This window comes from Pontibacter flavimaris, from assembly GCF_001907195.1.
In the GTDB taxonomy this organism is placed as follows: Bacteria; Bacteroidota; Bacteroidia; order Cytophagales; family Hymenobacteraceae; genus Pontibacter; species Pontibacter flavimaris.
Window position 1 is genome coordinate 25,251 of sequence record NZ_LVWA01000011.1, and the last position, 25,227, is coordinate 50,477.

Here is a 25,227-nt window from a genome sequence, read left to right on the forward strand (position 1 = left end):
TCTACCAATAACAGAAAAACCTGCCGGGGAGGCTGGTCTACAAAAAGTGCCCTTTGGTCTAAAAAAGCTATCCTTTATACTTCGTATGAGTTATATTGATAGAAACTGAACATATCATGCTAAAAAACACACTCACTGCGCTAACGCTTTGCCTCGGGCTGCACCTAGCCGCGCTGGCAGGAGATGCGCCGCAGACCAGCGCTGCCCGGAAGTATAACGTCACCGTTGACCTGAGAAACGTAAAGAACGACCGCGTGCAGGTAACCGTCCGGGCGCCGCAGCTAAAAGAGAAACAAGCCATTTACAACATGCCCAAGATCGTGCCGGGCACTTATTCTGTCTCTGATTTTGGCAAATTCGTTACCGACTTCAAAGCCTACGCTGCGAATGGCGATACCCTGGCCGTGAAAAAGCTGGACACCAACCGGTGGCAGATCAGCAATGCCGACAAGCTGGACAGGATTACCTACTGGGTAGACGACACGTTCGACGCCGCCAAGCGCGAGGACATGGTGTTTGAGCCCGGCGGCACCAACATTGAGGAGGGCAAGAATTTCCTGCTGAACACCTTTGGCTTTGTAGGCTATTTCGATGGGCTGAAGCAGGCACCTTATACTTTAAACATCACCAAGCCGCAGGGCTTCTACGGCTCCACCCCCTTAAAGGCGGTAGCCTCCAACGACTCGCTAGATACGTACGAGCTGCCCAACTACGTGGACCTGGCCGACTCGCCGCTAATGTACAACTTGCCCGACACCACGGTGCTGCACCTGGGCGAAACGGAGGTGCTGGTGTCGGTATACTCCCCTTCGGGCCGCGTGACCTCTGAGCCGATTGCGCAGACCGTGCAAAGTATACTGGAGGCGCAGCGCAGCTACCTGGGCGGCACCCTGCCCGTAGATAAGTATGCCTTCCTGATCTACGTGCCGGAGCGCGTGGGCAAGTCAGGTTCTTTCGGGGCGCTGGAGCATTCCTACTCCTCGGTATACTTTCTGCCGGAGATGCCGGAGGCGCAGTTCAGCAGCACCATCCGCGATGTGGCCGCGCACGAGTTTTTCCACATCGTTACGCCACTCAACATCCACTCCGAAGAGATCGGCAACTTCGACTTCATCAACCCCAAGATGTCGAAGCACCTGTGGCTCTACGAGGGCGTGACCGAGTACTTCGCCACGCACGTGCAGGTGTATGAGAACCTCTATGATGTGGAGGAGTTCCTGCAGAAGATCCGCGACTACATCCTCACCTCCAAAATCTATTACAACGACACCCTGCCGTTTACCGAGATGAGCGCACAGGTGCTGGAGAAGTATGAGAACGAATATGGCAACGTGTACCAGAAAGGCGCTTTGATTGGCCTGGTGCTGGATGTGAAGCTGCGCGAGCTGAGCCAGGGCAAGTATGGCCTCCGCGACCTGATGCTGGACCTCTCCAAGACCTACGGCAAGGAGAACGCCTTTAAGGATGACGAGCTGTTCGACAAGATAGCCGAGATGACCAGCCCGGAGATCCGGGAGTTCTTCGCCAAGTATGTGGAGGGGTCGGAGCCGCTGCCGCTGGAGGAAACCTTCCGCAAGGTGGGCATCATTTATCAGCCAAAGGGCTCACAGCAGATCATCTCCTACGGTGGCTTTGCCCCTGGTTTTGATGAGGAAACAAACAAGATAAAAGTGGCCGACACCGCCGACATGGATGCGTTTGGCCGCAAGATCGGCTTCCGGACCGGCGACCTGCTGCTGGCCTTCAACGGTACCGAGATCACCCCTGCCAACATACGCCAGCTGCTGGCCGAGGACCTGCAAAACATGAAGCCCGGTGAGAAACTGACCTTTACCGTTGGCCGCGTGAACGAGAAGGGCGAAGTGAAGGAGAAAAAGCTGAAAGGCAAGGCAACCGCCGTGAAACGCGAGCAGCAACACATACTGCAACTGGACCCGATGGCCACGCCGGAGCAGGTGCAGCTGCGCAATGCCTGGCTCGGGCTGGAGGAGGCCTAAGGCTATACACTGCATAAGGATCATTGCCACTAGTATAAAATAAAACTATGAAAAAATGTATGACCAGAGCCCTGCTCCAAAAGCTGGGAGGGCTAGCCTTATGCCTTAGTTTAGCAACTGCTGCCCACGCGCAGGAGCCACTCACGCTGGAGAAAAGCCTGGAGCTGGCCCGCCAGCACAACGTGGCGCTGCGCCAGGCCCGCTACAACAGCTCCAAATCCGACATCAACGTACGCCGCAACAAGTATGGCTACCTGCCCAGTATCTCCGCCAACACCGATGTAAGCCGCACCAACGGCCTGGTGTTTGACAACGTGACGGGGCAGGTGCAGCGCGGCAACACCACCACCTCCTATCCCTACCTTGCCGGGCAAGTGGTGCTGTTTGACGGCTTTTCCAAGCTACACGAACTCAAGAAGTCAAAGCAGCAGGCACAGGCCAGCGCCTATGCTGAGCAGCAGGCCGGCATAGACCTGGAGACCAATATAACCGGCTACTACCTGCAGGCGCTTGTGGACCGCGAGAACATCCGGATTTCAGAAGGACGAATTGAGCTGTTGGAGGGGCAGCTAAGCCAGATGGAGAAGCTGGAGCGCGCCGGTGTGCGGGCCATGGACGAAGTATACCAGATAAAGGCACAGTTAGCCACTGAAAAGCTGAACCTGATCACCTATCAAAACAACTACCGCAAGGCCATGCTGCAGCTGGTGCAGGAGATGAACGTGGAGGGCACACCGGACTACGCGCTCGAAATGCCGGCCACGCCTGACGAGATACGTATGGAGCTGCCCGCAGAGCAGGAGGTGATGGTCAACGCACTGGCCTACTCGCCGCTCGTAAAATCCTCCGCTGCCACGCTGGATGCCGCCAAAACCGAGCTGAAGGTGGCCAAAAGCAATTTCTCCCCCACCCTTACCCTGGAGGGTATGATCGGTTCCAACTATTCCAGCAACATCTTCAAAGACCCTGAGAACGGCAACCTGAAGACCATGCCCTACTTCGATCAGCTGGACCTGAACCAGCGCAAGGTGGTGGCCCTGAGCCTGAGCTTCCCGATCTTCAATGGCCTGAGCCGCCACTTCGATGCCCAGACCGCCCGCCTGGACCTGCGCAACGCCGAGCTGGATTATGTGGCCAGTCAGAACCAACTACGCCAGACGGTGCAGCAGGCTTACCAGGATGTGCTGGCCGCCCGCGAAAAGTATAACACCGTGATCGCCAACTTGGAGTACACCCAACGCGCTTTCGAGTCTGCCAGGCGCCGCTACGAGCTGGGCAACATTGATTTCTTTGCCTACATGGAGTCGCTGAACAACATGAACAGGGCGCAGGCCGAGCTGCTGCAGAGCAAGTGTGAATTCTACTTAAAGAAGCGTATTTTGGAGCTGTATCAGGGATGATGATGGTAAAGTAATGGGTCCAACTGTCCCTCCTTAGCCAAGGCGGGGAATTTTCACCCCTCCCCAACCCTCCCCTAAAAACAGGGGAGGGAGTTTTGCACTGCCGGGTCCAACCACCCCTACCCCTCCTTAGCCAAGGAGGGGAGTTCTGTTGTAGCTCCGTCAGCAGCGGCTATCGAATCTGATCCCAGCCTTTGGGTTGAGCGCCTATGCGAGTTTTTCCGGTGCCGAACGAGAGTGAGGCAGCCCGAGGCACGAGGGCAGGAAAAGCTCCCAGCGCGATGCCCTTATCGAGGGCCCCTACCCCCAAGGCGCGGCCTCCCGGCCTTGAGGGAGCCAAAGTATAAAATAAAAACAATAGGCAAGTAAGACTGAGGATCAGCGGCAGCTAGCAAGTATAGCCTGTGTCAAGTGGAAGGAAGCAGCGGCTAGGAAAGTATAAATCAAGTATGAGCAAGTATAAAAGTTAAAAAGGCACAAGCGTCCGCTTGTGCCAGAGAAAGTATGGCTTAAGTATAAAGTATAGCCAAAGCAAGTATGGCTCTGCGAGCCAGTCAAGTCAGAGACTTGACACTATCCGTAGGACACAAGTCTGAAGACTTGCGCCAGAGAGGGGGAAATACACGACTTGCAAACTCGCGCCAGCAGAAGTATGAAAGTATAAATTGACCCAAAACCAGGCAACTACTGCAAAGGCGGTTGCCGCTGGCAATGGCTGTTACTTTTTGCGGAAGGCAGCCTCAAAATAAACCAAATGCACAGATCAACAGTTTAGCCTTGGAGGAAGTATAAAAGATTTCCTGTTACGCCGTTGATTGGCTAACTTGACCAGACACCAGCCCAGCAGCTGCACACATGCGGAATTACCATACCACCTTACTTTTCCTGTTCCTGCTTGTCTCGCTGCCCGCCTGGGCGCAGCGGCAGGTGGTGCAGGGCTACGTGCGGGCCGCCAGCAACAACGAGGCACTGATAGGGGCCACCATTTCGGCACCGGAGGCTGGCCTTGGCACCATCACCAACGAGGAAGGGTTTTATACCTTAAGCCTGCCACGGGGCGAGCACAGCCTGCAGGCAACCTATGTGGGCTATACCACCGCCACACGCTCCATTTCGGTGGCCGGGAGCGGCCAAAGTATAAACTTTATACTTGAGCCGGCCAGCAACGAGCTGCAGGTGGTAGAGATTCAGGCCAGCTCGCTGCGCCAGAAGCTAAACGACACCCGCATGAGCGTGGAGACCCTCACCTCACGGGAGGCCAAGCTGCTGCCGGCTCTTTTTGGGGAAGTGGATCTTCTGAAAACGCTGCAGTTGAAGCCCGGCGTGCAGTCCAGCGGTGAGGGCACCTCGGGGCTTTACGTGCGCGGCGGCGGCCCCGACCAGAACCTGGTGCTGCTCGACGACGCCCTGATCTATAACCCCTCGCACCTGTTTGGTTTCTTCAGTGTGTTTAACCCCGATGCCGTCAAAAGCGTGGAGCTGTACAAGGGTGGTTTCCCGGCGCAGTTCGGCGGCCGGCTCTCGTCGGTGGTGGATGTGAAGATGAACAGGGGCAACAACGAGCGCGTGCGCAGTACCGGCGGCCTGGGGCTAATTTCCTCGCGCCTCACCGTGGACGGCCCCATCGTCAAAGACAAACTCAACTTCTCCGTCTCCGGCAGGCGCACCTACGTGGATATTTTCACCCGGCAGATCAACCGCCTGAAAGAGGGCGACGACGACTTCAGCCCCATCCCCGATTATTATTTTTACGACCTCAACGGCAACCTGACTTATACTTTAGGCGAGAACGACGAACTGAGCCTGAGCGGTTACTATGGCCGCGACTTCTTCGGGTTCAACGACAGTGACTTCAGTTTCGGGTTTGACTGGGGCAACACCATGGGCAGCCTGCGCTGGCGCCACAAGTTCAACGACAACCTCTACGCCACCACCTCCCTCACCTCCACCGGCTACAAGTATAACATCAACAACAAGATCGATATCTTCAGCTTTAAGCTCACCTCCCAGGTGCAGGATTATACTTTCAAGACCGATTTCGACTGGTTTTTAGGGGATGGGCACAGCCTTAAGCTCGGGGCGCAGGCCACGCACCACGGCTTCACGGTGGGCCGCCTTAACTTCGAGTCCTCGGACAGCACCCTGAACTTCGGCGCTGGCAGCACTTACAGCGGACTGGAGTTCGGCCTCTATGCCTCCGACGATTTCGTGCTCAGCCCGATGCTCTCGTTCAACTACGGCCTGCGCCTGTCGGGCTTTAACAGCGGCGGCAAAACCTATGCGGCCCCGGAGCCCCGGGCATCGGTAAAGTATACGTTGAATGAGCACACTTCGCTGAAGGCCAGCTACGCCAGCATGATGCAGTATGTGCACCTGCTCACCAACTCCGGCGCCTCGCTGCCCACCGATATCTGGTACCCCTCCAACGAAGGCGTAAAGCCGCAGCGCTCGCAGCAGGCCGCCGTGGGCGTTAGCCACCTCTTCGGAAAAGGCAGGTACCTGGTCACCAACGAGGTATACTACAAGTGGATGCACAACCAGATCGACTTCCGCGACGGGGCCAACCTGTTTGTGAACGACAGCCTGGAGAACGAATTCCTGTTTGGCAGGGGAGAGAGCTACGGCAACGAGCTGTACCTGGAGAAAGTGAGCGGCAAGACCACCGGCTGGCTGGGCTACACCCTCTCCTGGACCTACCGCACCTTCGATGGCATTAACAACGGCCGGCGCTTCCCGGCCCGCTACGACCGCCGCCACGACATCAGCCTGGTGCTGATGCACCAGCTCAACAAGCGCCTCAGCCTGACCACTGCCTTTGTCTATGGCACGGGCAGCGCCTATTCTGTGCCGGTGGCCAGGTTTGCTTTTCAGGATGTGGAGGGCAAGGAGCCGAGCATCGTGCCGATCTACGAAGACCGGAACGCCTACCGCCTGGCTGCCTACCACCGCCTGGACCTGGGGGCCGTGCTGAAGCTGAGGCCCAGGTGGGGCGAGGCCGACCTTACGTTTAGCGTGTACAACGTGTACAACCGGCGCAACCCCTACTTCGTGTACTTTGAGCAACAGAAGGACCGGAACGACGAGCAGACAATCCTGGGCTTCCAGGCTAAGCAGGTATCGCTGTTCCCCTTTATTCCGTCGGTTACCTATAATTTCAGATTCTGATGATGCGAAAGCTTTTTTTATACTTGCTGGTGCCGCTGCTGGCCCTGCTCGCCGCCTGCGACCTGGAAAAGGACATTGACGTGGAGCTGCCAAACCACGAGCCGCAGCTGGTGGTGGAGTGTTACCTGGAGCAGGGCAAGTATATCCGGGCCTCGGTGCTGGAGAGTTCCGGCTACTTCGAGGACCCCGCCCCGCCCATGGTACCCGATGCGGAGGTATACATCACCACCCCCGCCGGCAAGCGCATCGAGCTAAAGTATAAACCGGTGATCGTGAAGAGCACGGGGCGCTTCTACACGCACACCTCCACCGAGATACTAAGCGGCCAGCCGGGACAGACGTATCAGCTGGAGGTAGTGGATGGCAAGGGGCGCAGGGTAACCGGCTTCACCAAAATACAGCCGCGCGTGCCCATAGAGGAGGTGGAGTGGAAGTTTAACGATGAGGAGGAGGCGTACCTGCTCACCTCTTTTCAGGATGATGCCAACACCGCCAACTACTACCGCTACATGACCCACATCGACAGCCTCAGCGGCGGCTCCGACCGCGACTTTGTGACTTCCGACGACCTGACGAACGGCAAGCGCGTCTCTTTGGGATCTTCTTACAAGTATAGGGAGGGCGATACGCTGATCGTGACGCTCTACCACATCGAGAAGCAGTACTACGATTTTCTGGCCTCCATCTCCGACGCCAAGAGCGCCAATGGCAACCCCTTCGCGCAGCCTTCGCAGATTAACTCGTCGGTGGAGGGCGGCTTCGGCATCTTCACCAACCTGGCTTACGACCGTAAGTCCGTCGTCATCACGAAATAGCCTGCGTACCGGCTCTTTGCTTTTTCTGCGGCTGCCCTTACCGGCAGCCGTTCTTTTTGTACCCGCCTCAACCTAAACCGCACAAATAAAGTATGAATCGGTAGTAACCTGCCGCACCGCTCACGCCCCGGCCACAGCACAGAACGCCAGAGCCGCCACTATAGACCTGTTCCCAGCTTCCTCAGCACTTGTTTTGTTTATAATAAATATTATATATATTTATATTATACTATATAGCGCCTTCTTCTATGAGAACACCTGTCTTCTTCTTTACGGCGGCACCGCCCTACGCAGCACCTCCCACGGTACAGGACACGCTGAGGCAGCTTTGGGTGTTTGCGCTGCGGCCAAAGTTGCCCAGGCGGGAGCACAAGGTTGTGGAGACAAAGCTCCCGCTTATCCTGCAGCTGGCTCTGATCGAGACGGTGCTTCAGACATTGCTTTTTATTGCCCTGGCACTGGTGTTCAGCGCGGCGGGGGCAGACTACCTGCCAACCGGCTATGCCAGGGCTTTTTCCGCTAACCTGTCTTTCTTTCCGGTGTTTGTGATGGCCGTACTCCTGGCCCCGCTTACCGAGGAACTCGTTTTCCGGCTGCCGCTGGTTTACTCGCGCAGTTTTATAGTGGTGGCTGTGCTGTCCTTCTCGATTTGCTACGGGCCGGTGCTGGCACAGGCGGCGGGCGCACCTGCCTGGCTTGTCGCAGCGGGCGCCCTGCTGTTGGTTATACTTCTGGGCGGCTACCTATGGTCCAGAAAATGGCAGGCAAGCATGTATCTGCTTTGGAAGCGGCGTTTCGGGCTGGTGTTTTATACTTCCACGGTTTTGTTCGGGCTGCTGCACCTGCTCAACTACCAGCGTTCTGCCTTACCTCTGGCGCTGCTGTTGCTGTTGCTGCTGCCGAAGTTGGTGGGAGGCGTTTTCCTGGGATATACGCGCCTGCGCCTGGGCATGGGCTGGGCGGTGGCGCTGCACATGTACCACAACCTGATGGTGCTGCTCCTGCTGTTCGGCTACATGGCCAGGGTTTAGGCAACCAACCTCTCCCGGACAGCACTCTCAGGCTAACGTAAAAATGCGTCCGGGCAGAAACAATGAACGCTTCTGCCCGGACGCATTTTATAGGTTTATACTTTTGAGGGTCCTCTAGGCGCGGCGCACCAGCTCACGGATGATGAGCGCCATGCGTGGCTCTGCAATGGCAGCTGCCTCCAGAATATCCGACAACACTACTTTCTTGATGCGGTCCGGCGTGCCCATGTCCGTTATCGCAGAGATCGCGAACACCTTCATCCCCATGTGGCGGGCCGCGATCACCTCCGGCACCGTGGACATGCCCACGGCGTCAGCACCTAAAATCGTGATGTAGCGGTACTCGGCGGGGGTCTCCAGCATAGGGCCGGGCACGCTCGCGTACACTCCCTCTTGCAGCGTGAAGCCGGCATCCTCGGCAATCACCATTGCTTCGCGTATCATGTGCTCGTCGTACGCGTCGCTCATGTCAGGGAAGCGCGGGCCCAACTCGTCGATGTTCTTGCCGATCAGTGGGTTGCTTGGCTGCAGGTTGATGTGGTCGGTGATCACCATCAGGTCGGAGGTGTTGAAGGCCGGGTTCAGGCCGCCGGCGGCATTCGATACGAACAGTTTGGTTACGCCCATCAGCTTCATCACGCGCACCGGAAACACCACCTGCTCCATGCTGTAGCCTTCGTAATAATGGAAGCGGCCCTGCATCACCACCACGCGGCGCTCGGCCAGGTGCCCGAAAATCAGTTTGCCGGAGTGGCTCTCCACCGTGGACACCGGAAAGTTCGGGATATCCGCATAATCGATGGAAAACGCGATATCCAATTCGTTTACCAGCGCCCCCAGGCCGGTGCCAAGTATAATCCCGAACTCAGGCGCAAAGTCGCCGATCTGTCTTTTTATATGTTCTGTTGATTCCTGTAATTTCTCCATCATGGCTTTAATTGTGAATGACTGATTGAGTGAATGGGTGAATTATTTTCTACGTTTTGCTGGCGCGAAGTAAGCGGTTTGACCTGTCAGTTAAAATGACTTTCATCATGCCCCATACTTTACGGGCTGCCTCCTTTTTATACTTGCTGGCCGCAGCCGCAAGTATAGGCCGGCAAGTTGCAAAAAATAGCCTTTCCATAAAACAAAAACCGCCCCGGCAAAGTCATCCGGGGCGGTTTAAAGTTATAGGTCGATGTTGTGCAAGATCACTCGTGCACACATTCACTCATTCAAAATTACAGCTTACTCTATCGTCATCTCATACGGCATGCGCGCCTGGGCGCCCACGATCGTGGAGGCTTTTTTGTAGAGCTTGTAATACGGATAAAGCTCGCCCATCTCGGCCTTCATGGCCTGCTCTTTCGCCTTGGCCCCCATGCCGCCTATCAGCTCATCGAAGAAGGTTTTGCGGGCGGGTAGCTCCTTCAGGCGGTAATCATCAACCACACCGGCTTTTTTGGCTGCAATGGCAATAGCCTCGTCCAGGCCGCCGTACACATCCACCAGCTTGCGCTCCATGGCCTCCGTACCCGACCAAACGCGGCCCGAGGCGTACTCCTTCAGCTGGTCCTGCGTCATGTTGCGGCCCTGCGCGGCCTTGCTTGTGAATACCTCGTAGATCTGGTCGATCTGGTGCTGCATGATCTCTTTTTCCTGCGCCGTCATCGGGCGGGTAACCGTGGGCATGTCCGAGAACTTGCCGGTGCTCACGTGGTCCACCGTAATGCCGAGCTTATCACCCAGGAAGCCCTCCATGTTCGGCACCACGCCAAACACGCCGATGCTGCCGGTAATGGTGTTCGGGTGCGCCACAATCGTATCGGCGCCCATGGCAATATAGTAGCCGCCAGAGGCCGCCACATCAGACATAGAGGCAATCACAGGCTTTACCTTTTTGGTGAGCTGCACCTCGCGCCAGATCACATCAGAGGCCAGGGCGCTGCCACCCGGGGAGCTGATACGCAGCACAACGGCCTTCACATCCTCGTCGAGGCGAGCCTCGCGGATGGCCTCGGCAAAGCGGTGGCCGCCAATGTTGTCCTCGTCGCCTTCCCCGTCCACAATGTCGCCTTCGGCGTAAATGAGCGCGATACGGTTCTTGGACGTGCTGATGTCCTTGTCCTTTACCTTTTTATACTTGGCCAGCTTCACCATCTCCAGCTTGTCCTGCTCCTCCAGACCCATCTTTTCTTTCATGTAGGTGATGGCCTCGTCGTAGTAGCCGATGTCGGTGATGAGCTTATACTTTTTGGCGTCCTCGGGGTCGCGCACCAGCAGGTTGTCCTGCACATTCTTAAGCTCCGCTGCCGTTACGCCGCGCGACTTGGATATCTGGCTGAGCTGGTAGTTGTTGATGGAGTTGAGGAAAGAGGTTACCTGCTCGCGGTTGGCGTCGCTGGCCTTCTCCAGGAAGAACATCTCCACGGCACTCTTGTAGGTGCCCACCTTAAAGATCTGCGCCTCGATGTTGAGCTTGTCCAGCATGCGCTTCACAAAGTATAGCTCCGAGCTCATGCCGTTAAACTCGACGGTGCCCATCGGGTTCATGTAGATCTTATCGGCCACAGAGGACAGGTAGTAGGCTTTCTCGGTAGAGAGGTCGGTGTAGGACACGATGAACTTGCCGGACTCCTTAAAGTCGATCAGGTCTTTGCGGATCTCCTCCAGCTTGCCCATCCCGGCATCCACGTAGGTCATGTTCAGGAAAATGCCCTTGATCTTGTCATCGTTCTTGGCACGGCGGATGGAGGCTTTGATCTGGTCGAGGCCGTCGGTGCTGGAGAAGCCGCCAAATGAGAAGCCAATCTCAGAAAGGGGGTCCTTAGGGTCGCGCTCTGTGATGGGCCTGTCCAGTTTAAGTTCGAGCACAGAATTATCAGCAACCTTTACCTCGTCTTCAGAGGCTGTGCTGGCGGCAATGCCGATCAGCAGCAGGACGCTGATAAAGAAGAATATGAGCAGGCCTACAAAAGTGGCCAACACATATTTCAGGAAATTTAGCATGGTTTATCAGGGTTAAAATTGGTTCTTTATACTTCGGGAGCCGTTCGCCCCCATACTTCATAATCAAATCTAAGGCTTAAAGTTCATCCGCCCCACCCCAACTCGACCAACCACACTTATTTCTAGACAAACCTTTTTAGTTATAAAGTTAGAAGGTTAAAAATTTAGAAATTTATAACTCAGGGTAATTTAAAGTATTTGGGAATATCAGACAAGCTGCCGGTCCAGTAAGGCCGCATATCCAGGTAGCGCCTGCGGAAGTAGATCAGCGCGACCATGCCCACAAACACCAGTATGCCGCCAAAATGGTTGCCCAACTGCCCCCACAAAATGTAGAAAGCGATCAGCAGCACAAGCGAAACTATAAATAAGGTCCTGTTCACGTAGTTGTTATTCGTTACTGGTTGTTAGTTGATCGTTATTGGTTGTTGGTTGTGATTGATTTGGTATTCGCTGCGTGTGGCAGAAGCGAGGTTTAGCGAATCGGCAGCGCGTTTGTACGAAGCACACAGCCGATCCTGGTTTTATACTTCAGATTCTCTTGCGCTCTGCCTCTTTCCTGCTGCTTATACTTCCTCACGAATAATGAATTACCATTAACTAATAACGATACTTTTTCCCCCACTGCGCCTGCAGTTGCTTCAGCATCTCGTTTTCGCGGCCGTTCTTGCCGGGTTGGTAGAGCGCGGTGTTGCTCAGCTCCTGCGGCATAAACTCCTGCGCCACAAAGTTGCCTTCGTAGTCGTGGGCATACTTGTAGTTGTTGCCGTAGCCGATCTCCTTCATCAGCTTGGTAGGCGCGTTGCGGAGGTGCAGCGGCACGGGCAGGTTGCCGGTTTGCTGCACCAAAGCTCTTGCCGTTTTGATGGCCTTGTAACTGGCGTTGCTCTTGGGCGAGGTAGCCAGGTAAATCGTGCACTGCGAAAGTATGATCTCTGCCTCCGGGTAGCCAATCATCTGCACCGCCTGGAAACAGTTGGTGGCCATGAGCAGGGCGTTCGCATTCGCCAGGCCGATGTCCTCCGAGGCGGCTATGAGCAAGCGGCGGGCAATGAACTTGGGGTCCTCGCCGCCCTCGATCATGCGTGCCAGCCAGTACACCGCCGCGTTCGGGTCGGAGCCGCGGATGGACTTGATGAAGGCTGACACCAGGTCGTAGTGCATCTCACCGGACTTGTCGTACATCACGATGTTCTGCTGCGCCACCTGCTTCACCAGCTCGTTGGTCACCACCACTTCCTCGGCCTTCACACCCTCGGCCACAATCTCGAGCAGGTTCAGCAGCTTTCGCGCATCGCCGCCCGAGATGGTCAGCAGCGCCTCGTACTCCTGCACCCGCACCCTGCGGTGCTTCATCCACTCGTCCTGCGCCAGCGCTGTGTCCACCAGCTCTATGAGTTCATCCTTGGTCAGGTGCTTGAGGATGTATACCTGGCAGCGCGAGAGCAAGGCCGAGATCACCTCAAAGGAAGGGTTCTCGGTGGTGGCGCCCACCAACGTCACAGTACCCTTCTCCACGGCGCCCAGCAAGGCATCCTGCTGCGATTTGTTAAAGCGGTGGATCTCGTCGATGAACAGCACGGTGCCCTGGCGCTTTTTGGCCTGGTCGATCACCTCGCGGATGTCCTTCACGCCGGAGTTGATCGCGCTCAGCGCCACGAAAGGCACCTTCATCTGGTTGGCGATGATGTTGGCCAGCGTGGTTTTGCCCACGCCCGGAGGCCCCCACAAAATCATACTTGGTATCACGCCGCCCTCTATGTAGCGACGCAGGATGCCGTCGGGCCCTACCAGGTGCTTCTGTCCGTAATACTGATCGAGGTTGTGAGGCCGCATGCGCTCGGCCAGGGGTATGTTCGGGTGGTTCATCTGCTCTTAACTATCTCCGGTGTCGGTAAAGGCAAAGCTACGAATTTGCAGGCAAAGGGGTGCGCATAAAAAGCGCCCCTTTAGCCCTCCTGCGGCGGCTCCACCTTGTTCTCGCGCTCCAGCCTCCTGCGGATACGCTCGCTTTTCTTCCGGAATAACGGCACCTCCATGGGGCTGCGCTTCGGCCTTTCGTCGCCGAACAGCACGCCCCACTGCTTGAACTGCTCGGTGCGGTCGAACACCACCTTGAGCACGGCCATGATGGGCAAGGACAGGAACATGCCGGCCACCCCCGCAATCTCCCCACCCACGATGACGCCCACAATGGTAGCCAGCGCGTTCAGCCTTACCTTAGAGCCCACGATGCGGGGCATCAGGATGTTGTTGTCCAGGAACTGCACGAAGGTGATGGTGCCCAGCACGGCAAAGACCGGCCACAGCTCCGAAGAAGAAGCCAGGGTCAGCAGCACGCCGATAATGTTACCCAGCAAAGCGCCTACGTAGGGAATCAGGTTGAGGAAGGCGAAGATCAGCCCGATGAGCAAGGCGTGCTTGATACCGATGATGAGCAGCAAACCACCCAACAGCACCGTCATGTAACTTACCTGGATCAGCAGGCCGAACAGGTAACTTTTAATGATCACCTGCATCTCGCGCAGCGTCTCCTCCACCTTGCCGTGCTGCTCCTGCGGAAACCAGAAAAAGATGAAGCGCAGCAGCAGGTTCTTGTAGAACATGATCAGGAAGATGTAGATAGGCAGCAAACCCAGCAGCACCACCAGCGAGGTAACCGACCCGGCGGCCCCGGTCAGGAGGGTGCCCGTGAAGCCCAGCAGCCTGTTGCTTTGCTCCTTTATAAAGTTCAGTTGCTCGGTGGTGGAGAAGGGCGAGTGCTCCCCGATCCAGCCGCTCAGCGCGTTCAGGTGGTTGGTCACGTTCTTCTGGATGACCGGAAAATCGGATATCAGGTTACCGATCTGGGAGGAGAAGAACCAGATGATCAGGCCAAACACTATCGCCATGGCCAGTATACTTATGAAGATGGCAAGCGCGTCGGGCAGTTTATACTTTATGAAGATCCGGTAGAGCGGCATCAGCATGATGCTGATGAAGAAGGCCAGCAGCAGCGGGGTCAGCAGTCCCTTTGCCAGCACAACAAACCATCCCAGAAAGAACAGTCCCATGATTTCTATTGACCGCCGCACCGTAAGGGGAATCCCGTTCATATACCTTTTGTTTGTAGGTGTTGTTTTTGTTTCCTCCCTTATACGGAGCGGCACGATTTAGCACGTACCTTTGCGGCATGAATAAGCAATTGCAGGTGCACGGGGCGCTTTTCCTGGTGGCCCTGATCTACGGCAGCAACTATAGCATAGCCAAAGCAGTGATGCCCGCCTACATGGGGCCCTTCGGGCTGATCGTGATCCGGGTGGTGTCGGCGGCTCTTTTCTTCGGGATCTTGTCGCGGCTGGTGGTAAAGGAAAAAATCGTGGGACGGGCTGATAACATGCGCGCCATACTTTGCGGCATCACGGGTATCGCCATCAACCAGCTTGGCTTTTTCGGCGGACTTAACCTGACCTCGCCCATCAACGCGGCCCTGCTCATGGTGATCGTGCCTATTATCGTACTGATTTTCTCGGCTATACTTTTGCGGGAGCGGGTAGGTATGCGGAAGGTGGGCGGCATAGTGCTGGCCTGCTCCGGCGCTTTCCTGCTGATTTATACTTCCAGTGGCGAAGGCACGCCCGGCAACCTGCTAGGTGATTTGCTTATTGTGCTGAACGCGGCCAGCTATGGCTTATACCTGGTGCTGGTAAAGCCGCTGATGCAGAAGTATAACGCCTTTACCGTGGTGAGCCGCATCTTTACCGTAGGCGCCGTGATCGTGATTCCCTTCGGCTGGCAACAGGTGATGGTACCCGACTACAGTTCGTTCCCGGCGGAGATCTGGTGGGCGATTGCCTTTATGGTGATTGCCGTGACGATAATTGCTTACCTGTTCAACACCTGGGCGCTGCGTTACGCCAATCCGTCGCTGGTTGGGGCCTACATTTACCTGCAGCCGCTGCTGGCCATCGTGATCGCGATAAGCGTGGGAAGGGATGTTTTCACCCTGGAGAAAGCGTTGTACGCCTTGCTGATCTTCGCGGGGGTGTACCTGGTGAGCCGCACCAGGCAGGCGGTGACGGAGGAGTAGATGAATCCAGGAAGAAGTGTAGGGCCATACTTTGTAACTGGCAAGGCGACGCAAGTTATACTTCCAGCAACGGCATGATCCCGATTTAAACAAAAAAAGTCCTGCCGGATCAGCTCCGGCAGGACTTTCATACTTTAGGCGTACGCAGTATTAATTTGACTGGTGCGTTCTGTTTCGGTTGCCACTGGTGCGGCTGCCTCCGTTGCGGGGACCACCGGCCGGCCTGTTGGCGTTGGCGCTGCTGCTGCGGCCTTCACCAGCTGGCTTGTTGCTCCAGTTGCCGCGTCCGCCTCTGCCGCCTTGCTTCTTCTGCTCCTTCACGGTGCTGGCTGCCTCGGCAAAATCCTTGGCTGTGAGCGGGAACGGGTGGTTGTCGATCACCGGCACGTTCTTGGAGATCAGCTTCTGGATGCTGGCCAGGTAAGGCACTTCATCGGCACCACAAAAAGAAAGTGCGATACCGCTTGCCCCTGCCCTACCTGTACGGCCGATGCGGTGGACATAGGTTTCCGGCTCGTTTGGCAGCTCGTAGTTCACCACGTGGCTCAGATCGTCCACGTCGATGCCGCGTGCGGCAATATCGGTGGCTACCAGCACGCGCGTCTTGCGCGACTTGAAGTTATCCAGCGCACGCACACGCGCGTTCTGTGCCTTGTTGCCATGGATGGCCTCTGCGGTTACGCCGGCGCTGGCAATATCCTTGGCTACACGGTCGGCGCCGCGCTTGGTGCGGGTAAACACCAGCACGCTTTCCATCTCCTCGTCCTTAAGCAGGTGCAGCAACAGCTTGCGCTTGTCCGGCCCCTTCACATAGTATACCGATTGCTGAATGGTGTTGGCTGTAGATGAAACAGGCGTTACCTCCACCTTGGCGGGATCCACCAGGATGGTATCGGCCAGCTTCATAATCTCCGGGGCCATGGTAGCCGAGAAAAACAGCGACTGCTTTTTCTCCGGCAGCACTTTCAGCACCTTTCTTACGTCGTTCACAAAACCCATGTCCAGCATGCGGTCGGCCTCGTCCAGCACGAACAGCTCCAGATGCTGCAGGTGCACGTACTTCTGCGCCATCAGGTCGAGCAAACGGCCCGGGGTGGCTACCAGAATATCCACGCCGGCGCGCAGGGCGTCGGTCTGCTTCTTCTGCGGCACGCCACCAAAAATAACGGTGTGTTTCAAGCCGGTATGCTTGCCGTAGGACGCTATGCTATCCGCAATCTGGAGGGCCAGTTCGCGGGTAGGTGTCAGTATAAGCGCTTTGATCTTGCGTTGCCCCTTGTCGCTTCCCTGCTTCTCATACAGCAGCTGCAGAATCGGAATAGAGAAGGCCGCTGTTTTACCAGTACCCGTCTGGGCGCAGCCCAACAGGTCTTTCTTCTGAAGTATAAGCGGGATGGATTTGGCTTGGATGGGTGTTGGAGTGGTGTATCCTTCTGTTTTAAGAGCTCTAAGGATGGGCTCTATCAAATTAAGATTCTCGAATGTCATTCAATGGTTTTTCAAATAAAACCGCGCAACGCTTTGTGCGCTGCTTTCGCGGTAAGGAGGCCGGAATTTGATATGAGTGCAGCAGGCTGCAAAAGGCCATTCCCGACCGGTGTTGTTCCCATCAACTTAAAAACCGAAAGTATAGTTTCTTTTAGGAAGTTGGGATATGTGTAATGTGCAAAGATAGCGCCAGGATTTCTCAGTTCCTATTTTGGCAGGTTTTATACTTTGCGTGGGTGTAGGCTCAGCTTTTGCTGGTGTAGCTGCTATTCCTGAGGTCTTATACTTTTATGCTTGACTATACTTTTATACTTCTCTGGCGCAAGCGTCCGCTTGTGCCTTTTTATACTTGAGCCATACTTTATAATTCGAGCTATACTTTTGTACTTGCTGATTTATACTTTCATAGCCGCTGCTTCCTTCCATTTGGACCAAGCTATACTTTCTAGCAACTGCTGATCCTCTAGTTCCCACAAGCCTACAGTTGCATCTCATACTTTGGTGCTCTCAAGCCCGAGAGGGCTCGTCCTTTGGCATCGCGCTGTGTTCCCTCCTGCCTCCGCTGCGCTACGGCTGCCCTTGACGGGCACCGGATCTCACAAGGCGCTCAACCCAAGGACTGGGATCAGATTCGATAGCTACCGCTTTTGCCTTGCAACAAGTATAGGATATCCCTTGGAGGGGACTATAGGGGTGTTTATACTTTGACTATGCGACTCATACTTTAGAACTAGCAGTAACAGATTCCCCTCCTTGGATAAGGAGGGGTAGGGGTGGTTGGACAGTGTGCTGATACGATAAGTATGACTTTTGGCGTAGCGATGCCTTGGCTATACTTACCCAGCTACGGGTAAAGCCATTTTACTCTACGGCATTTACCGTCTGCTACGGCAATTGCTGCACTTACTTTATTGCAGCTATACTTATACTCCCTCCTCCTATACTTCCTCCTCCTGCAGCACCTGCCTTATGTGCTTCACAATCTTTACGGCGTGCTCGCGGGAGTTCTCAATAAACCACACACGCGTGTCCATACCACCGCATACCACGCCGGCCAGGTACACGCCGGGCAGGTTGGTTTCCATCGTCTCCGGATCGTACTGCGGGTAGCGCTTCTCGTCCTGGCTCAGGCGTATGCCTATCTTCTCCAGAAAGCTGAAGTCGGGCTGATAGCCGGTCATGGCCAGCACGAAGTCGTTTTCCAGTGTTACCTTACCCTCCGGCGTCTGTATATCCACCTCGCGTTCGCGTATCTCCGTTATACTTGTGTTAAAGTATGCTTTTATCTCTCCGGCTGCAATGCGGTTCTCCAGGTCGGGCTTCGTCCAGTATTTTATACTTCCAAGCTCCGGCTGGCGTACCACCAGCGTCACGTCGGCACCTTTGCGCCAGGTTTCCAGGGCGGCATCGGCAGCGGAGTTGTTGGCTCCCACCACCACCACTTTCTGGCGGAAGTAATAATGTGGGTCGAAGTAGTAATGTCGTACTTTGGGCAGCTCCTCGCCCGGCACGTGCAGCAGGTTCGGGATGCCGTAAAAGCCCAGCGCCACCACCACTTTGCGGGCCAGGTAGCTGCCTTTGCTCGTGTCGATACGGTAGGCATCGGCCTCCGGCTGCAGGTGCTGCACCTCCTCAAACAGGTGTATGTTCAGCTCGGCCGAGTCGGCCACGCGGCGGTAGTACTCCAGCGCCTCGGCGCGGGTAGGCTTGGCATTCAGGGAGGTAAAGGGGATGCCGCCGATCTCCAGCCGCTCGGAGGTAGAGAAGAAGGTCATGTTGAGCGGGTAATTGTAGATGGAGTTAACGAGGCAGCCCCGCTCCACGATGAGGTAACTCAGTCCCTCCCGCTGCGCCTCCAGGCCGGCGGCCAGCCCAATAGGTCCGGCCCCGATGATGAGTATATCGTAAGTCTTTTCCAAATTTTATACTTTCTGATGCGGCGCACTATAGGTGCACTTCTGTACAACAGGCTGCGGAGGCATTAGGTTTAGTGTCCGCACCCAGGCATTTCAGCGAGACATCCTACAGCACCACCTTCATCACGTACATGCCGCGGTACTCGGGCTTCATCTGCTCGAACGGCAAGGTATAGGTGCCGCACTTTACAAAGCCATTCTGCTCATAGAAATCCACGGAGCGGCTGCTGTCCATGGCCTTGAGCCAGATAACGCGCTTGTTATACTTTGCAGCTATACTTATAGCGAACTTCACCACTTCCCGACCAATGCCCCTGCCCGAGGCCTCCTTGGTAAGGTAAATCCGCTCCAGCTCCAGCGCCTCCTCCGCCGGGTAGTCTTCAAAGGCCTTGTGCAGGTTCAGTTTCAGAAAACCCACCAGCTCTTCATCCGCATAGATCAGGTAAAATGCCGCATTCGGATCTGTCAGCTCGTCGCGCAGGGCTTCTTCGCTAAAGCTGCGGTCCAGGTACCAGTCTCCCCCATCAAACCACAAGTATAAATAGTGGTCGTTGTAGGAGCGGATGGCGATGTCCTGCAAAGTATAAAGGCCGGTGACGGTGCAGGGGGTGATGCGGATTTCGGGCATGGGTATAGCGGTTTTGCTGCGCTAAATTACTCAAAAACGCGGAGGTCCGGAAGAATTCAGGAGATGGGTATAAACCAAAAACGGCAGGAAGTCGCCTCCCTGCTGTTTCTCAAAGTATAAATTCTGGTTACGCCAACACCTCGCTCAGGCGGGGCAGTTGCAGCCTGCCAAAGCGGTGCAGCGTGGCCAGGTGCGACCTCACGGCCTGCACCAGCGTTTCGCTTTCGAGGTATGGGATGCCATACTCTGCTGCAGTGTTCTTCACGATATCGGCAATGGCCGGGTAATGCACATGCGAGATGCGCGGGAACAGGTGATGCTCCACCTGGAAGTTCAGGCCACCCACATACCACGAGAGCAGTCTGCTCTTGCGCGAGAAATTAGCCGTCGTGTTCAGTTGGTGGATGGCCCAGTCGTTTTCGATAGTACCGGCCTCAGAAGGCAGCGGGTGGCTGGTGCCCTCCACCGTATGTGCCAGCTGAAACACGGTGGAAAGTATAATGCCCGCCACAAAGTGCATCAGCAGGAATCCAAGAACAACCTCCCAGAACGGGATGCCGAACAGCAGCGTCGGGGCCACCAGTATCGAGAAGAAGTAGAGCACCTTAAACGCCACGATCTTGGCAAACGCCACCTGGTTCTTAGCCTTCGAATTCGCATTCACGCCGTTGCGGATATAGTGGAAGAACTGCACGAAATCCTTTAGGATAACCCAGTACAGCGTCAGCAAACCGTAGAACATGAAGGCGTAAGCCCACTGTATCTTATGGTAAAACTTCACCTTTGTGTGGGGTGAGAAGCGCATGAACACAATATCGTCGATGTCCTCGTCCATCTCTACCACGTTGGTGTAAGTATGGTGCAGGATGTTGTGCTGCAGTTTCCAGTTAAAGGCCGACGCGCCCAGCAGGTTCACGGAGTGCGCCATCAGGTAATTAACGGTTTTGTTTTTGGAGAAAGCGCCATGGTTGGCGTCGTGCATCACGCTCATCGCCACGCCGGCCACGCCAATCCCCATCACAAACCAAAGCGCCAGGCTGATACCCAGCGATGGAGTGAAGGCAAGCATCCCTGCAAAGGGAACAAGGTATAGTAACAGCAGTACAATGCTCTTCACCAGCAAATTACCATTACCTGACTTGGAAAGGTTATTCTCTGAGAAGTAAGTATCTACGCGTTTGCGCAAGGTGGCGAAAAAGAGGTTTTTGTCTTTATTGACGAATTTTACTTTGCCTTTTAATTTCATTCAGTATGCTTGATAATTCGTAAAACGGGCGCGAATTTAGCGCTTTTGGTTTCTAAAAACACTTGCCCGGAAATAATTTTAGCCGATCGCCTCGTTCAGGCCCGGCAGCCTGCCAAAGCGGTGCAGCGTGGCTATATGGGAGCGTACGGCCTGGCCAAGGGTTTCGTTCTCCATGTAAGGGATGCCGAACTCTTCAGCGGTTTCCTTTACAATGCCGGCAATGGCGGGGTAGTGCACATGGCAGACACGCGGGAACAGGTGATGCTCGATCTGGAAGTTTAACCCGCCCACGTACCATGAAAGCAGCTTGCTGTGGCGCGAAAAGTTCACGGTGGTGTTCAGTTGGTGTATGGCCCAGTCGTTCTCGATGTTGCCGTTCTCATCGGGCCTTGGGTGGCTCGTGCCCTCCACCGTGTGCGCCAGCTGGAACACGACGGTAAGTATAATCCCGGCCACAAAGTGCATCAGCAGGAACCCAAGTATAACCTCCAGGAAAGGGATACCGAAAAACACCGTGGGCACCGCCAGCACCGCAAAGAAGTATAGCACCTTCATGGTGATGATCTTCCCGAGCATGGTGCGGTTCTCGGCAGCCGTGTTGGCATTCACGCCGTTGCTGATAAAGAGCTTGTACTGCACAAAATCCTTTGCTACCACCCAATACAGCGTGAGCAGGCCGTAGAACACGAATGCGTACACCCACTGCAGCTGGTGGAAAAACTTAACTTTGGTGTGCGGCGAGAAGCGGAGCACCAGCCTGTCCTGTATGTCCTCGTCCATCTCCACCACATTGGTGTAGGTATGGTGCAGGATGTTGTGCTGCAGCTTCCAGTTAAAAGCCGAGCCGCCCACCAGGTTCAGGGTATGGCCCATCAAAAAATTCACTCTTTTATTGCTGGAGAAAGCGCCGTGGTTGGCGTCGTGCATCACGCTCATGCCAATGCCGGCCACGCCCAGGCCCATCACAAACCAAAGCAGCAAACTAAGCGGGAAAGCGGGCTGCAGCGCCAGCAGCGCGACAAACGGCAGCACATACGCCAGCAACAGTACCACGCTCTTCACAACCATAGCGGTGTTGGCCGTCCTGGGGATATTGTTCTCTGCAAAGTATAAATCTACACGCTTGCGGAGGGTGGCGAAGAAGAGGTTTTTATCTTTGGATACGAATTTTACTTTGCCTTTTAGCTTCATAACTAGGGAATACGTGTGGTAAAACCAAACTCACAAAAAGGCTGAAAGAGCAAAAGAGTGAATCAAGGATACGGATTAAAAATCTGATTGACAGGTATATGCTCAAATACTGAACCAACAATGCAGGCCGGAACTATAAATTTAAGTTATAGGGTGTGCTGGTCCATTAAACGAACTAAAAGCATAAATCAGTATAAGGGTAGGTGCCTGAAAGAGAAGAAAGTAAGCAGTGAAGTATACTTCCGGTATGCCAATAACACAGCCGGGCCCAAAATGTTCCAAGTATACTTCGGCGGCTTTGCCAAATAAAAAGGGGCCGACCGAAAATCCGGCCAGCCTCTTCCTTATTTGTTAGCTGCTCCTGCTTCCTGCCTACAGGTGGATCACCTCGTCGTAAGCGGCGGCGGCGGCTTCCATAATCGCCTCGCTCATGGTTGGGTGCGGGTGCACCGCCTTGATCATTTCGTGGCCGGTGGTCTCCAGTTTACGGGCTACTACCACCTCGGCGATCATCTCGGTTACGTTGGCACCGATCATGTGCGCGCCCAGGAACTCGCCATACTTGGCGTCAAATATTACTTTCACGAAACCATCCTTGGCACCGGCGGCGCTTGCCTTACCAGAAGCAGAGAACGGGAACTTGCCTATCTTAACCTCCAGGCCTTGCTCGCGGGCTGCCTTCTCGGTCAGGCCCACAGAGGCGATCTCCGGAGAGCAGTACGTACAGCCCGGGATGTTGCCGTAGTTCAGCGGCTCAGGGTTCTGGCCGGCTATCTTCTCCACGCAGATAATACCTTCGGCAGAGGCCACGTGCGCCAGCGCAGGGCCCGGCACGATGTCGCCGATCGCGTAGATGCCGTCCACGTTGGTTTTGTAGAACTCATCCACCACCACGCGGCCGCGGTCTACTTTAATGCCCAGTTCCTCCAGGCCGATGTTCTCCAGGTTTGTCTGGATACCCACGGCAGAAAGCACTACCTCAGCCTCCAGTATCTCTTCGCCTTTGGCCGTTTTAACGGTAACCTTGCACAAGTCGCCCTTCGTGTCCACGTGCTCTACAGAAGAGTCGGTCATGATGTTGATGCCGGACTTGCGGAACGACTTGGAAAGTTGGCGTGACACCTCCTCGTCCTCTACCGGCACAATGTTCGGCATGTACTCCACGATCGTCACCTTCGTGCCCATCGCGTTGTAGAAGTAGGCAAACTCCACACCGATGGCGCCGGAACCCACCACGACCATACTTTCAGGCTTCTTGTCCAGGGCCATGGCCTGGCGGTAGCCGATGATCTTCTTGCCGTCGATAGGCAGGTTCGGCAGCTCGCGGGAGCGGGCACCGGTGGCGATGATGATGTTATCAGCCTCCACCGTGCTTTTCTTGCCTTCTGCGTCCGTCACTTCCAGCTTGCCTTTGGCCACCACTTTTCCGTTGCCCATGATCGCATCGATCTTGTTCTTGCGGAACAGGAACTGGATGCCTTTGCTCATGCCGTCGGCCACGCCGCGGCTGCGCTGGATCACTTTATCAAAATCCACCGAAGCCTCGCCGATGGTGATACCATAATCAGCAGCATGGTTGATGTACTCGAAAACGTTCGCGCTTTTCAGCAGTGCCTTGGTCGGGATACAGCCCCAGTTCAGGCAGATGCCACCCAGCGACTCGCGCTCCACAACGCCCACCTTCAAACCAAGCTGCGACGCACGGATTGCCGCCACGTAACCGCCCGGGCCACTACCCAGCACTACTAAATCGTATTTTGATGCCATAGTCTCTTTGTTATAGTTTGTTGACAAAATTAAACGATAATCCCAACACTGCAAAACCACCTTCTATATCCCTGGCTTTTAGTACAATGGCAGGAACTTGATAGGACTTACGGCCCCTTGTATGATTATTATCCTAAATTAATTTTGAGAGTGCCCCATACTGCCGTACTTTAGCCCCAAAAGTATAAATTCTGCGTGCGTATGCTTAAAATTCTACCCCTTTTATTTTTTGTGCTTATCACCCTCTCTGCAGCTGCACAGCAAACGGCAAAAGATTTCTTTAGAAACGGAAATGAGCAGTTCAAGGCCGCAAGGTACACCGAGGCGATACAGCAATACGACGAGGTGCTGCGGTTGGAGCCACGCCACGCCCCCACCCTTACCAACCGCGGCGTAGCCAAAGACCGTCTGCGCGACTACCGGGGCGCCATCGAGGATTTCACCAGGGCCATCGCCGCCAATAAAAAGTATGCCGAGGCTTACCTGAGCCGCGGCCTCTCCCGCTACAACATGCGCGAGTACAAAGCCGCGCTGCAGGATTTTAACAAAGGGCTGGAACTGAACCCCAAGGACGCCCGCGCTTTTAACAACCGCGGCCTGGTGCGCTACGCCCTCAAAGACTACAGCGGCGCCATCTCCGACTACACCAAAGCCCTGGAACTGGACAAGGATTACGCCGAAGCTTACTACAACCGCGGCGCGCCGCGCTACAACATCGGCGAGAAAGCCAACGCCTGCTCCGACTGGTCCAGAGCCAAGAAACTGGGCCTGAAAGAAGCCGAGCCCTACCTGAAGAAGTATTGTAAGTAGGACCAGTGTATAACGTAATTTAAGTAGAAGGGAGGGGATTCTCATGGTACCGGTTCCAACCACCCCTACCCCTCCTTATCCAAGGACCAAGTAAGGGAGTTCTTTTGTTTGTTTCTGGCGCGAGTCTCCAGACTCGTGTCCTGCCAATGATGTGAAGTCTCCGACTTCACTGAGGCCGGAGGCATCAGGTTAAGCTCCATGAACGATTATCATCCCCCTGCCCCCTTCAAAAGGGGGACTTTGGTTCAAGCTGCATAGCAGGCGGCTATCGAATCTGATCCCAGCCTTTGGGTTGAGCGCCTATGCGAGTTTTTCCGGTGACGAGCGCTAGCGAGGCAGCCCGAGGAACGAGGGCAGGAAAAGCTCCCAGCGCGATGCCCGAAGGCGAGCCCTCTCGGGCTTGAGAGCACCAAAGTATGAAATGCAACTATAGAGTAAGTTAATCTGGAGGATGAACGGCAGCTAGAAAGGATAGCTTGTTTCAAGCAGAAGGAAGCGGCGGCTAGCAAAGTATGGCTGTAGCAAGTATAGCCGAAGTATAAAGTATGGCTCAAGTATAAAAAGGCACAAGCGGACGCTTGCGCCAGGAAAGTATAGAAGTATAGCCAAAGTATAAGTATGGCTTTTCAAGACAGCCAAGTCAGAGACTCGGCACCACCCGTAGGACACAAGCCTGAAGACCTGCGCCAGAAGCAGAAAGTATGCTACATAAC

Annotated in this window: 18 protein-coding genes; 7 read left to right on the forward strand and 11 right to left on the reverse strand. The window is 55.2% G+C overall.

All coding sequences use genetic code 11. The annotated features are described in order from the left end of the window. The first annotated feature begins 116 nt into the window (after positions 1–116). The 5 genes from A3841_RS17470 to A3841_RS17490 all read left to right on the forward strand — a co-directional run bounded on the left by A3841_RS17470 (position 117) and on the right by A3841_RS17490 (position 8,408). Complete coding sequence (locus A3841_RS17470; RefSeq protein ID WP_170866228.1) at positions 117–1,997, forward strand: M61 family metallopeptidase; 1,881 nt, start codon at positions 117–119, stop codon at positions 1,995–1,997. 47 nt (positions 1,998–2,044) lie between these two features. After that, entirely contained in the window at positions 2,045–3,397 is a 1,353-nt protein-coding gene (locus A3841_RS17475) for a TolC family protein (RefSeq protein WP_083610416.1), read from the forward strand. Positions 3,398–4,252: 855 nt separating this feature from the next. Beyond that, complete coding sequence (locus A3841_RS17480; protein ID WP_073854332.1) at positions 4,253–6,562, forward strand: TonB-dependent receptor; 2,310 nt, start codon at positions 4,253–4,255, stop codon at positions 6,560–6,562. Further along, the gene (locus A3841_RS17485) at positions 6,562–7,377 is read left to right on the forward strand and encodes a DUF4249 domain-containing protein (protein ID WP_073854334.1); all 816 of its coding nucleotides are present in this window, start codon (positions 6,562–6,564) and stop codon (positions 7,375–7,377) included. Before A3841_RS17480 ends, A3841_RS17485 begins: the two co-directional genes overlap by 1 nt. Before the next feature lie 248 nt (positions 7,378–7,625). Continuing rightward, on the forward strand, positions 7,626–8,408 hold the full coding sequence (locus A3841_RS17490; RefSeq protein ID WP_073854336.1) for a CPBP family glutamic-type intramembrane protease: 783 nt from the start codon (positions 7,626–7,628) through the stop codon (positions 8,406–8,408). 114 nt (positions 8,409–8,522) lie between these two features. Here the strand turns inward: A3841_RS17490 and A3841_RS17495 are convergent, their stop codons facing one another. The 5 genes from A3841_RS17495 to A3841_RS17510 form a co-directional block, all read right to left on the reverse strand. Next, positions 8,523–9,338: a purine-nucleoside phosphorylase gene (locus A3841_RS17495; RefSeq protein ID WP_073854338.1), complete on the reverse strand. Its 816-nt coding sequence runs from the start codon at positions 9,336–9,338 to the stop codon at positions 8,523–8,525. A gap of 300 nt (positions 9,339–9,638) precedes the next feature. Next, a complete protein-coding gene (sppA, locus tag A3841_RS17500; protein WP_073854340.1) occupies positions 9,639–11,399 on the reverse strand; it encodes a signal peptide peptidase SppA in 1,761 nt (586 codons plus the stop codon). Between the two features lie 179 nt (positions 11,400–11,578). Further along, entirely contained in the window at positions 11,579–11,782 is a 204-nt protein-coding gene (locus A3841_RS20105; protein WP_139308005.1) for a hypothetical protein, read from the reverse strand. 217 nt (positions 11,783–11,999) lie between these two features. Further along, on the reverse strand, positions 12,000–13,268 hold the full coding sequence (locus A3841_RS17505; RefSeq protein WP_073854342.1) for a replication-associated recombination protein A: 1,269 nt from the start codon (positions 13,266–13,268) through the stop codon (positions 12,000–12,002). A gap of 80 nt (positions 13,269–13,348) precedes the next feature. Continuing rightward, positions 13,349–14,494: an AI-2E family transporter gene (locus A3841_RS17510; RefSeq protein ID WP_073854344.1), complete on the reverse strand. Its 1,146-nt coding sequence runs from the start codon at positions 14,492–14,494 to the stop codon at positions 13,349–13,351. Positions 14,495–14,571: 77 nt separating this feature from the next. On the opposite strand from A3841_RS17510, the gene A3841_RS17515 reads away from it, so the two are divergent. Then, positions 14,572–15,468: a DMT family transporter gene (locus A3841_RS17515; RefSeq protein ID WP_073854346.1), complete on the forward strand. Its 897-nt coding sequence runs from the start codon at positions 14,572–14,574 to the stop codon at positions 15,466–15,468. 150 nt (positions 15,469–15,618) lie between these two features. On the opposite strand, the gene A3841_RS17520 is transcribed toward A3841_RS17515, so the two are convergent. From A3841_RS17520 to lpdA, 6 genes are all read right to left on the reverse strand, one after another. After that, positions 15,619–16,956, reverse strand: coding sequence for a DEAD/DEAH box helicase (locus tag A3841_RS17520; protein ID WP_073854348.1), 1,338 nt, complete (start codon positions 16,954–16,956; stop codon positions 15,619–15,621). 938 nt (positions 16,957–17,894) lie between these two features. Further along, positions 17,895–18,875: a YpdA family putative bacillithiol disulfide reductase gene (locus tag A3841_RS17525; RefSeq protein ID WP_073854350.1), complete on the reverse strand. Its 981-nt coding sequence runs from the start codon at positions 18,873–18,875 to the stop codon at positions 17,895–17,897. A 103-nt stretch (positions 18,876–18,978) separates the two neighbouring features. Further along, complete coding sequence (locus A3841_RS17530; RefSeq protein ID WP_073854352.1) at positions 18,979–19,500, reverse strand: GNAT family N-acetyltransferase; 522 nt, start codon at positions 19,498–19,500, stop codon at positions 18,979–18,981. A 127-nt stretch (positions 19,501–19,627) separates the two neighbouring features. Further along, complete coding sequence (locus A3841_RS17535; protein WP_073854354.1) at positions 19,628–20,746, reverse strand: fatty acid desaturase family protein; 1,119 nt, start codon at positions 20,744–20,746, stop codon at positions 19,628–19,630. A gap of 78 nt (positions 20,747–20,824) precedes the next feature. After that, complete coding sequence (locus A3841_RS17540; protein ID WP_073854356.1) at positions 20,825–21,937, reverse strand: fatty acid desaturase family protein; 1,113 nt, start codon at positions 21,935–21,937, stop codon at positions 20,825–20,827. A gap of 372 nt (positions 21,938–22,309) precedes the next feature. After that, positions 22,310–23,704 carry a dihydrolipoyl dehydrogenase gene (gene lpdA / locus A3841_RS17545; protein ID WP_073854358.1) on the reverse strand — a complete coding sequence of 465 codons (1,395 nt, stop codon included), beginning with the start codon at positions 23,702–23,704 and terminating at the stop codon, positions 22,310–22,312. 201 nt (positions 23,705–23,905) lie between these two features. Here lpdA and A3841_RS17550 point away from each other — a divergent pair, with 201 nt between their 5' ends. Further along, positions 23,906–24,514 (forward strand): tetratricopeptide repeat protein, encoded by a 609-nt coding sequence (locus A3841_RS17550; protein WP_073854360.1) that lies wholly within the window; start codon positions 23,906–23,908, stop codon positions 24,512–24,514. Positions 24,515–25,227: the final 713 nt, after the last annotated feature.

Excerpts from the sequence above, each read along its gene's own strand:
- A3841_RS17550 (WP_073854360.1), top strand. The coding sequence starts at position 23,906 with ATGCTTAAAATTCTACCCCTTTTATTTTTTGTGCTTATCACCCTCTCT.
- A3841_RS17505 (WP_073854342.1), bottom strand. The coding sequence starts at position 13,268 with ATGAACCACCCGAACATACCCCTGGCCGAGCGCATGCGGCCTCACAAC.
- A3841_RS17530 (WP_073854352.1), bottom strand. The coding sequence starts at position 19,500 with ATGCCCGAAATCCGCATCACCCCCTGCACCGTCACCGGCCTTTATACT.
- A3841_RS17540 (WP_073854356.1), bottom strand. The coding sequence starts at position 21,937 with ATGAAGCTAAAAGGCAAAGTAAAATTCGTATCCAAAGATAAAAACCTC.
- A3841_RS17515 (WP_073854346.1), top strand. The coding sequence starts at position 14,572 with ATGAATAAGCAATTGCAGGTGCACGGGGCGCTTTTCCTGGTGGCCCTG.
- A3841_RS17480 (WP_073854332.1), top strand. The coding sequence starts at position 4,253 with ATGCGGAATTACCATACCACCTTACTTTTCCTGTTCCTGCTTGTCTCG.
- A3841_RS17495 (WP_073854338.1), bottom strand. The coding sequence starts at position 9,338 with ATGATGGAGAAATTACAGGAATCAACAGAACATATAAAAAGACAGATC.
- A3841_RS17470 (WP_170866228.1), top strand. The coding sequence starts at position 117 with ATGCTAAAAAACACACTCACTGCGCTAACGCTTTGCCTCGGGCTGCAC.
- A3841_RS17520 (WP_073854348.1), bottom strand. The coding sequence starts at position 16,956 with ATGACATTCGAGAATCTTAATTTGATAGAGCCCATCCTTAGAGCTCTT.
- A3841_RS17490 (WP_073854336.1), top strand. The coding sequence starts at position 7,626 with ATGAGAACACCTGTCTTCTTCTTTACGGCGGCACCGCCCTACGCAGCA.
- A3841_RS17485 (WP_073854334.1), top strand. The coding sequence starts at position 6,562 with ATGATGCGAAAGCTTTTTTTATACTTGCTGGTGCCGCTGCTGGCCCTG.
- A3841_RS17510 (WP_073854344.1), bottom strand. The coding sequence starts at position 14,494 with ATGAACGGGATTCCCCTTACGGTGCGGCGGTCAATAGAAATCATGGGA.
- A3841_RS17475 (WP_083610416.1), top strand. The coding sequence starts at position 2,045 with ATGAAAAAATGTATGACCAGAGCCCTGCTCCAAAAGCTGGGAGGGCTA.
- lpdA (WP_073854358.1), bottom strand. The coding sequence starts at position 23,704 with ATGGCATCAAAATACGATTTAGTAGTGCTGGGTAGTGGCCCGGGCGGT.
- A3841_RS17535 (WP_073854354.1), bottom strand. The coding sequence starts at position 20,746 with ATGAAATTAAAAGGCAAAGTAAAATTCGTCAATAAAGACAAAAACCTC.
- sppA (WP_073854340.1), bottom strand. The coding sequence starts at position 11,399 with ATGCTAAATTTCCTGAAATATGTGTTGGCCACTTTTGTAGGCCTGCTC.